General features: G+C 65.6%; 12 protein-coding genes. All 12 read right to left on the bottom strand.

Annotation, left to right across the window (positions count from 1 at the left end; translation table 11 throughout):
* Positions 1-132: 132 nt before the first annotated feature.
* The 12 genes from truA to secY all read right to left on the bottom strand — a co-directional run bounded on the left by truA (position 133) and on the right by secY (position 8,463).
* Positions 133-927, bottom strand: coding sequence for a tRNA pseudouridine(38-40) synthase TruA (gene truA, locus SK571_RS45700; RefSeq protein WP_319990352.1), 795 nt, complete (start codon positions 925-927; stop codon positions 133-135).
* A gap of 56 nt (positions 928-983) precedes the next feature.
* Positions 984-1,556, bottom strand: coding sequence for a 50S ribosomal protein L17 (gene rplQ, locus SK571_RS45695; RefSeq protein ID WP_319990351.1), 573 nt, complete (start codon positions 1,554-1,556; stop codon positions 984-986).
* 51 nt (positions 1,557-1,607) lie between these two features.
* Complete coding sequence (locus SK571_RS45690) at positions 1,608-2,666, bottom strand: DNA-directed RNA polymerase subunit alpha (protein ID WP_319990350.1); 1,059 nt, start codon at positions 2,664-2,666, stop codon at positions 1,608-1,610.
* Between the two features lie 152 nt (positions 2,667-2,818).
* Complete coding sequence (gene rpsD, locus SK571_RS45685) at positions 2,819-3,424, bottom strand: 30S ribosomal protein S4 (RefSeq protein ID WP_090074346.1); 606 nt, start codon at positions 3,422-3,424, stop codon at positions 2,819-2,821.
* A 23-nt stretch (positions 3,425-3,447) separates the two neighbouring features.
* Positions 3,448-3,855, bottom strand: coding sequence for a 30S ribosomal protein S11 (gene rpsK, locus SK571_RS45680; RefSeq protein ID WP_030478320.1), 408 nt, complete (start codon positions 3,853-3,855; stop codon positions 3,448-3,450).
* Between the two features lie 37 nt (positions 3,856-3,892).
* On the bottom strand, positions 3,893-4,273 hold the full coding sequence (gene rpsM, locus SK571_RS45675; RefSeq protein WP_045309821.1) for a 30S ribosomal protein S13: 381 nt from the start codon (positions 4,271-4,273) through the stop codon (positions 3,893-3,895).
* Positions 4,274-4,489: 216 nt separating this feature from the next.
* A complete protein-coding gene (gene rpmJ, locus SK571_RS45670; RefSeq protein WP_010148647.1) occupies positions 4,490-4,603 on the bottom strand; it encodes a 50S ribosomal protein L36 in 114 nt (37 codons plus the stop codon).
* Positions 4,604-4,628: 25 nt separating this feature from the next.
* On the bottom strand, positions 4,629-4,850 hold the full coding sequence (gene infA, locus SK571_RS45665) for a translation initiation factor IF-1 (RefSeq protein WP_005166804.1): 222 nt from the start codon (positions 4,848-4,850) through the stop codon (positions 4,629-4,631).
* Between the two features lie 122 nt (positions 4,851-4,972).
* The gene (locus tag SK571_RS45660; RefSeq protein ID WP_319990349.1) at positions 4,973-5,554 is read right to left on the bottom strand and encodes a hypothetical protein; all 582 of its coding nucleotides are present in this window, start codon (positions 5,552-5,554) and stop codon (positions 4,973-4,975) included.
* A gap of 213 nt (positions 5,555-5,767) precedes the next feature.
* Complete coding sequence (map, locus tag SK571_RS45655) at positions 5,768-6,544, bottom strand: type I methionyl aminopeptidase (protein WP_319990348.1); 777 nt, start codon at positions 6,542-6,544, stop codon at positions 5,768-5,770.
* A gap of 59 nt (positions 6,545-6,603) precedes the next feature.
* On the bottom strand, positions 6,604-7,152 hold the full coding sequence (locus tag SK571_RS45650; RefSeq protein ID WP_090074342.1) for an adenylate kinase: 549 nt from the start codon (positions 7,150-7,152) through the stop codon (positions 6,604-6,606).
* Complete coding sequence (secY, locus tag SK571_RS45645) at positions 7,153-8,463, bottom strand: preprotein translocase subunit SecY (protein WP_090074434.1); 1,311 nt, start codon at positions 8,461-8,463, stop codon at positions 7,153-7,155.
* Between the last annotated feature and the right edge of the window lie 545 nt (positions 8,464-9,008).

Genomic DNA, 9,008 nt, shown 5'->3' with positions numbered 1-9,008 from the left:
CAGGCGTGCCATCAACCCGCGCATAGCGCAGGCCGGTCTTTGATCAGATCGCGGGGGGGTCTGGGGGGGCGGAGTCCCCCAGGAAGCAGCCGCCAGATACGGACTCAACCCAACCAACGCACAGCGTCAGCGTCAGCGCTCCAACGTACGAACCCGCCGAGTCATCTCAGCCCGAGCCGCCAACTCATCATCAGCCGGAAAATCCACCCGAACCAACGACAACCCATGCGCCGGAGCCACGGTAACCCCACTAGCCCGCCCACTCAGCGACAACAACGACGAAGGCCACTCAACCGCCTTCCGCCCCTCCCCAACAGCCAGCAACGCCCCGATGAGCGACCGAACCATCGAGTGGCAGAACGCATCAGCGGACACAAACGCCGTGACCACTCCATCAACCTCAGACCGCACCAGCTCGAGCCGCTGCAACTCCCGGATGGTCGTAGCCCCTTCACGCCGCTTGCAGAACGCGCAAAAGTCGTGCTCCCCCAACAACAACCCAGCCGCAACGTTCATGGCGCCAACGTCCAGCGGACGAGGCCAGGCAAGGGTGTCCAACCGCCGCAACGGATGCGCCCCGAACGCAGCATCGGTGACCCGGTACTCGTAATGCCGCCGCATCGCAGAAAACCGAGCGTCGAAGGCAGCAGGCACCACCCGAGCAGAGAAAACCCGGACATCCGAGGGCAACGCCCGAGCCAACCGCTTGGGCAGCCCGGCAACGTCAACGGCAGCAGGCAGATCAGCGTGAGCGACCTGCCCGGTGGCATGCACCCCGGCATCGGTGCGCCCGGCCACGGTCAGCGAGACGTCCTCACGCAACACCATCGACAGCGTGTCCTCGAGGACGCCGCAGACAGTCCGCCGGGACGGTTGCCGGGCCCAGCCGGAGAACTCGGTTCCGTCGTACGCGAGGTCGAACCGCACACGAACGAGCCCGCCGTCCCCGGAGGGAACGACGGGCTCATCAGCAGGAGAACTGCTCAGGACTGGTCCTTCTTGTCCTTGGCCTCTTCTGCCTCGACGTCCTCGGCCGACGGCTCGCCGTCAACCTCGACAGCGCCCTCGGCGGGCTCGTCGGCGGCGTCCTTCGTCGCGGACTCGGGCGCGTCAGCGTCCTGGTCGACGACCTCGGTGGCCGGCTTCTCGTCCTTGGCGAACTTGGTCTTGCGCGCAGCCTCGGCCTCGGTGGAGACGAGCTTCTGCTGCACCAGCTCGATGATGGCCATGGGGGCGTTGTCGCCCTTGCGCGCCAGCGTCTTGGTGATGCGGGTGTAGCCACCGGAACGGTCGCTGAAGAACGGACCGATCTCGGCGATCAGCTTGTGCACGACGTCCTTGTCGCGGATCACCTTCATGATCTCGCGACGGTTGTGCAGGTCGCCGGCCTTGGCCTTGGAGATGATCTTCTCGGCGTACGGACGCAGCCGCTTCGCCTTGGCCTCAGTGGTCTTGATCCGGCCGTGCTGGAACAGCGCCGTCGCCAGGTTGGCGAGCAGCAGCCGCTCGTGCGCCGGAGACCCACCGAGCCGGGGGCCCTTGGTAGGGGTGGGCATCGCTTGCTCCTGTAGTTACTAAAAGAGATCCTCTAGCTCTGAATCAGAGCGTCAGAGCTGCTCGGTCTCCGCGTAGTCCTGACCGTCGTCATGCGGGTCCAGGCCGGTACCGGCGCCCCAGCCCGTGTCACCGGGGTGGTAGTCGGCAGCAGCCGCGGACGGGTCGAACCCAGGAGGCGAGTCCTTCAGCGCGAGGCCGAGACCGACGAGCTTCATCTTGACCTCGTCGATCGACTTCGCACCGAAGTTGCGGATGTCCAGCAGGTCCGCCTCGCTGCGCGACACGAGCTCGCCGACGGTGTGGATGCCTTCCCGCTTGAGGCAGTTGTAGGAACGGACCGTGAGGTCCAGATCCTCAATAGGCATCGCGAACGCGGCGATGGTGTCAGCCTCGGCCGGCGACGGGCCGATCTCGATGCCCTCGGCGTCGATGTTCAGCTCGCGAGCGAGGCCGAACAGCTCAACCAGGGTCTTACCCGCGGAGGCAACCGCGTCCCTCGGGGTGATCGAGGGCTTGGTCTCCACGTCGAGGATCAGCTTGTCGAAGTCCGTACGCTGCTCGACACGAGTGGCCTCGACCTTGTACGTCACCTTGAGAACCGGCGAGTAGATCGAGTCGACGGGGATGCGGCCGATCTCGGCGCCCGCCTGCTTGTTCTGGACAGCCGGGACGTAGCCGCGACCGCGCTCAACGACGAGCTCGATCTCCAGCTTGCCCTTGCCGTTCAGCGTGGCAATGTGCAGGTCGGGGTTGTGCACGGTGACACCGGCCGGAGGCACGATGTCGCCCGCGGTCACCACACCGGGGCCCTGCTTGCGCAGGTACATGGTCACCGGCTCGTCCTCTTCGGACGAGACGACGAGCTCCTTCAGGTTCAGGATGACGTCGGTGACGTCCTCCTTCACCCCGGGAACCGTGGTGAACTCGTGCAGCACGCCGTCGATGCGGATGCTCGTGACAGCAGCACCGGGGATCGACGAGAGCAGCGTGCGGCGAATCGAGTTGCCGAGCGTGTAACCGAAGCCCGGCTCCAGCGGTTCGATGACGAACCGGGAACGGGTCTCGGAGACCGCTTCCTCGCCGAGCGAGGGGCGCTGGGAAATCAGCACTGGGTTCTACCTTTCCGACAACGACGCCCGCTATTTGACGCCGTCAACAACAGCCAGCCACGAGGACCGGCAAACGCACTCGGCACACCCTTCGCGCCGATGCGGGACCCGACCCGAGCCACCGCCTGAAGCAGACGGTGGCTCGGAGAGGATCACTTCGAGTAGAGCTCGACGATGAGCTGCTCGGTGACAGGCGTGTCGATCTGCGCGCGCTCGGGCAGCTGGTGCACGAGGATGCGCAGGTTCGAGGACACGACCTGCAGCCAAGCGGGAATCGGGCGGTCACCGAAGGACGCGCGCGCAGCCTCGAAGGGCAGCGTCGGCATGGACTTCGGCTTCACGTCGATGATGTCGAACTTCGACACCTGGTAGCTCGGAATGTTCACCTTGTGGCCGTTGACCAGGAAGTGACCGTGGCTGACCAGCTGGCGAGCCTGGCGACGCGTGCGGGCGAGGCCCGCGCGGTACACCACGTTGTCGAGGCGAGCCTCGAGGATCTGGAGCAGGTTCTCGCCGGTCTTGCCCGGGCGACGAACCGCTTCCTTGTAGTAGCGGACGAACTGCTTCTCGAGCACGCCGTAGGTGTAGCGAGCCTTCTGCTTCTCCTGGAGCTGCAGCAGGTACTCGGACTCCTTGACCCGGCCACGACCGTGCTGGCCGGGCGGGTACGGACGGCGCTCGAAGGCCTGGTCCCCACCAACGAGGTCAACCTTCAGACGACGCGAGATGCGCGTCGCGGGTCCCGTATAACGAGCCATTAGTTCTTACTCCTCCCCGTGCCTCAGACCCGGCGCCGCTTGGGCGGGCGGCAGCCGTTGTGGGGCTGCGGGGTCACGTCCTGAATGGTGCCGACCTCGAGACCGGCGGCCTGCAGCGAACGGATCGCGGTCTCACGGCCGGAGCCGGGACCCTTGACGAACACGTCCACCTTGCGCATGCCGTGCTCGGCGGCCTTGCGGGCGGCGTTCTCGGCAGCCATCTGCGCCGCGAACGGCGTGGACTTGCGCGAGCCCTTGAAGCCCACGTGGCCGGCAGACGCCCAGCTGATCACGTTGCCCAGCGGGTCCGTGATGGACACGATGGTGTTGTTGAACGTGCTCTTGATGTGCGCCTGGCCGTGCGAGACGTTCTTCTTTTCCTTGCGCCGGATCTTCTTGACCCCGGCGCCCGTGCGGGACTTGGGTGGCAAAACGAACTCCTAAGTTGAGGGCAGCAGACGCGAGGTCTTACTTCTTGCCGGCCTTCTTCTTGCCGGCCACGGTCTTCTTCGGACCCTTGCGGGTACGGGCGTTCGTCTTCGTGCGCTGCCCACGAACGGGCAGGCCGCGACGGTGCCGAAGACCCTCGTAGCAACCGATCTCCATCTTGCGACGGATGTCGGCCGCGACCTCACGGCGAAGGTCACCCTCGACCTTGTAGTTCGTCTCGATGTGGTCCCGCAGCTTGGCGAGGTCGTCGTCCGTCAGATCCTTCACCCGGAGGTCCGGGGAGATCTCCGTGGCGGCGAGCAGCTCCTTGGAGCGCGTACGACCGATGCCGAAGATGTAGGTGAGCGCGATCTCCATCCGCTTTTCGCGGGGGAGGTCTACGCCAGCGAGTCGTGCCATGTGGCGGTTAACTCCTGTCGATTACTTCCAGGTCTGCTCCTCGCCCAATTCCGGTGACTGACTCGCTGTCTGTCGTTCCGACTGCTCTCACAGCCGGTGTCCCGGCCCCGGCCTGGAATCCGGGGGTGTCCGCACGCATGGAGCCCGTGCGGTAGGTGCGAGGAGTTTCTCGTTACTGCGTCATCGAAAGACCCCGACGAGCGCGAGTGGAACTGCTCAGCCCTGGCGCTGCTTGTGGCGCAGGTTCTCGCAGATCACCATGACCCGCCCGTGACGGCGGATCACCTTGCACTTGTCGCAGATCTTCTTGACGCTCGGCTGAACCTTCACGCCTGAGATCTCCTGCTACTGGAGGTCACTTGTAGCGGTAGACGATGCGCCCGCGGGACAGGTCGTAGGGCGAGAGCTCCACGACAACCCGGTCCTCAGGGAGGATGCGGATGTAGTGCTGTCGCATCTTGCCGCTGATGTGCGCGAGTACCTTGTGACCGTTCTCCAACTCGACCCTGAACATCGCGTTGGGGAGCGGCTCGACTACGCGGCCCTCGACCTCAATGGCCCCGTCCTTCTTGCCCATGTCCTCCGCGTTTCGTGACGGTGATATTAACCTTTGGACGCGCGCCACCCCGGTTCGATCTGACCTCGGAGGGCACGACTGAACCGGCGCGACTGGTGCGCCACCTGACCAGTGTACGCAGCTCACTGCGGCAACCCAAATCGGGTCCTCTCAGTGCCCGTTCCGGGCCGCGCACCCCGTTCGAGCACGGGCCTCAGGCGCGCGATGTCGTTGATCTCGGACTCGTGCCTGCCGAGCACCGACTTCAGCGTCCGCAGGCGCTGAGCGGCGGTCCTCGACCCGTACCCGGTCTCGTCAGAGCACTGCTGAGCTGCGTTGTTGAGCGCGGCGTCGCCGGATCCGATGCCGTAGCTCTCCAGGCTCGGATCGCCGGGCCCGCGCTGGGTGAACCCTGCGCGGTCGAGGCAGTGCAGCAACGTCGCCCCGGCGGCCCTCGTCTCGGCGGCCTCCGGCCCTGACCGGAGCAGCACGTCCCACTCCCGCACGACGGCGTCGTGCAGCACCGTGATGCGACTCACCGCGTCGACGTACTCCCACGACGCGGCGGCACGGACACCGCCCCCGCACCCGCCGTCGACCGGCAGGGGCGGACTGACGAAGTTCGGACGCCGGACGATGACGTCGGAGAACGGCGGGCGGCAGCCCTCCGCCGCCGCGATGGCGTCGGCCAGGAAGATCCGGTCGGCGATGCGCTCCGCCGGCACGTCCTGGTAGGTGAAATCGGTGGCCGGCTTAGAGGCAGCGCAGCCTGCAAGTGGAATCAGAAGGGCGGACAGGACGAAACGGGATACCCCCACAATGCCCCCAAGCATTGGACTCGCTCGTCAACCTCGACCGTATCGGGCCTGACAAACGAAATAGCCCCGTTCACCGGAGGGTGAACGGGGCTACGTCCGAAAACGTTGGGGCGCTTGGCCTTACTCGGGTGCGGTGAGCACCCAGGGGCCGTCCTCGGTGATCGCGACGCTGTGCTCCCAGTGGGCGGCACGCGTGCCGTCGAGCGTGACGACGGTCCAGCCGTCCTCCAGCTCCTGGGAGTCGTCCGTGCCGAGCGTGAGCATCGGCTCGATCGCGATGGCCATGCCGACCTTCAGCCTGGGCCCCTTGCCGGGCTTGCCGAAGTTCGGCAGGAACGGCTCCATGTGCATCTTGGAGCCGATGCCGTGGCCGCCGTAGTCCGCGACGACGCCGTACTCGATGCCGTCGCGCTCCCCCGACTCGATGGCGGAGGACTCGATGGCGAACGAGATGTCCGTCAGCCGGCCGCCGGGCAGCGCGGCCTCGATGCCCGCGAGCATCGACAGCCTGGTCGCCTCGGACAGCTTGTGGTCCGCGGGAGACAGCTCACCGACGCCGACCGTCACAGCGGAGTCGCCGTGCCAGTCGTCGAGGATCGCGCCGCAGTCGATGGAGATCAGGTCGCCCTCGGCCAGCACCTGCGTCTTGCTGGGGATGCCGTGGACGATCTGCTCGTTCACCGAGGCGCAGATGCTCGCCGGGAAGCCGTGGTAGCCCTTGAACGACGGAACGGCGCCGGCGTCGCGGATGGTCTGCTCGGCGATCTCGTCGAGGTCCCAGGTGGAGACCCCGGGCTTCACTGCGTCCACGACGTTCTGCAACGCCCGTGCCACGACGATGCCGGAGGCGCGCATGGCCTCCAGCTGGCCGCGGGTCTTGATCTCGATCTTGCTCATGCCTTCGCGATCTGTTGCACGTGTGACGACGGAACGGAGCCGGTCGACCAGCCCGCCAGTCACTTCTCGTTCAGCGCGGCGAGTGCCCGTTCGCTGATCTCGTCGATCTCGCCCACCGCGTCGATGGAGATGACCTTCTCCGCGTAGTAGCTCAGCAGCGGCGCCGTCTCGTTGCGGTACACCTGCTGGCGGTGCCGGATGACGTCTTCCTTGTCGTCCGTGCGACCACGTGCGAGCAGCCGCTCGACCACCACGTCCTCGTCGACCCGGAACTCCAGCACCGCGTCGAGCGAGTGGCCGCCGACAGCCAGGAACTCGCCCAGCTTGTCGGCCTGGGCGACGTTGCGGGGGAACCCGTCGAGCAGGAACCCGTCCGCGGCGTCGGACTCGGCCAAACGCTTGCGCACCATCTCGTTCGTGATGGAGTCCGGCACGAGAGCGCCCTCGTCGAGGATGCTCTGCACCTCCAGCCCGAGCTCGGTCTGGTTGCTGATGTGTGACCGGAAGAGGTCGCCCGTCGAGATGTGCGGCACGCCGAGCTTGCGGCTCAGAACTTCGGCCTGGGTGCCCTTGCCCGCACCGGGCGGGCCAACGAGAACGAGTCGCATCTAGCGGAGGAACCCTTCGTAATTGCGCTGCATGAGCTGGCTCTCGATCTGCTTCACGGTGTCGAGACCGACACCGACCATGATCAGAACCGCGGTGCCGCCGAACGGGAAGTTCTGGTTCTGGCCGTCACCGGTCAGGTCCAGGAACAGGTTCGGCAGGATCGCCACGATGCCGAGGTAGAGCGAACCGGGCAGCGTGATGCGGCCCAGGACGAACTTGAGGTACTCGGCGGTGGGACGACCGGGACGGATGCCGGGGATGAAGCCACCGAACTTCTTCATCTCGTCAGCGCGCTCGTCCGGGTTGAACGTGATGCCGACGTAGAAGTACGTGAAGAAGACGATCAGCAGGAAGTACGAGGCGATGTGCACCCAGCTCGACTGCTTGACCAGGTAGGTCTGGACGAACGTCGAGAACCAGTTCTGCTCGGTGGAGGTGCCCTGGGTGAGGCGCACGATCAGGTCCGGCAGGTACAGCAGCGAAGAGGCGAAGATGACCGGGATGACGCCGGCCTGGTTCACCTTGAGGGGAAGGTACGTCGACGTACCGCCGTACATGCGGCGGCCGATCATGCGCTTGGCGTACTGCACCGGAATGCGACGCTGAGCCTGCTCGACGTAGATGACGCTCGCGATGATGATCAGGGCAGCCACGACGACGAGCGCGAAGGTGAGGCCGCTCTTGTCGAGGATGTTCTTGCCCTCGGCCGGGATGCGGGCGGCGATACCGGTGAAGATCAGCAACGACATGCCGTTGCCGATGCCCTTCTCGGTGATCAGCTCACCCAGCCACATGATGACCGAGGTACCGGCGGTCATGGTGATGACCAGCACGATAAGGGTGAAGATGCTGTCCTTGTTCGGGATGACGTCCTGGTCGCACTCACCGAACAGCTGCCCGCGCACGGCGAGCGCCACGAGACCGGTCGACTGCAGGATCGCGAGCCCGATGGTCAGGTAGCGCGTGTACTGCGTGAGCTTGCCCTGGCCAGCCTGCCCTTCCTTCTTCAGCTGCTCGAACCGCGGGATGACCACGGTGAGGAGCTGAATGATGATGCTCGCGGTGATGTAGGGCATGATGCCCAGCGCGAACACGGACAGGTTGAGCAGTGCACCACCGCTGAACAGGTTGATCAGCGAGTAGATGTTCTGGCCTTCGAGCTGTTCAGCACACGCCCGCACGTTCTTGAAGGACACGCCCGGCGCGGGCATGGTCGCACCAAGCCGATACACAATGATGATCCCGAGCGTGAACAGGATCTTCTTGCGTAGATCCGGCGTCGCGAGAGCCGAGCGGAATGCGCCGAGCACGCGAACCTCCTGAGCGTTGCCGACCCCCAGGGACCGGCACATGCGGTAGTTGGCAGGCCGAGTCAGGTAGCCACGACCAAGCAACCCGGAGGACATCCGGGTTCAGCCCGCGACTCTAACAGCCCTCCGGGACCAGCCCGTACCCAGTGGCCAATCACAGGTTCCAACTCGTTGATCTCTGACCGAACCACTAGGCCATCCGGGGTAGCACGCCTCACAAATCCGTGCTACTAGCAGCAATGACGCCGTCCGTGAACGTTTGCGCCACCCCCGAAGTTCCCCCAGAAATACCCGCAAAGCGAACCCGGACGAGACGCCGTCCAAGCGAGGCCGAAGGCGAGCCGCCCTCCCAAGCGATGCCGAAGGCGAGCCGTCCTTCCATAAGGCAAGGGCGGTGGGGTCCCGTCACGAGTCGCACCACAGCACTTGCTGCATGCAAGGAGGGGTGTCAAGCGGACACGCTTTTCGTCCGCTTGACACCCCTCCTTGCTTGTGGCCCGCTCCTGGTGCGGCTCGTGACGGGACCCCACCGCCAACGCACCCAG

Origin of the sequence: Lentzea kristufekii, from assembly GCF_033949925.1 — a bacterium.
Taxonomy (GTDB): domain Bacteria; phylum Actinomycetota; class Actinomycetes; order Mycobacteriales; family Pseudonocardiaceae; genus Lentzea; species Lentzea kristufekii.
The sequence above is the reverse complement of the archived record's forward strand: the minus strand, read 5'-3'. Positions and strand labels throughout refer to the sequence as shown.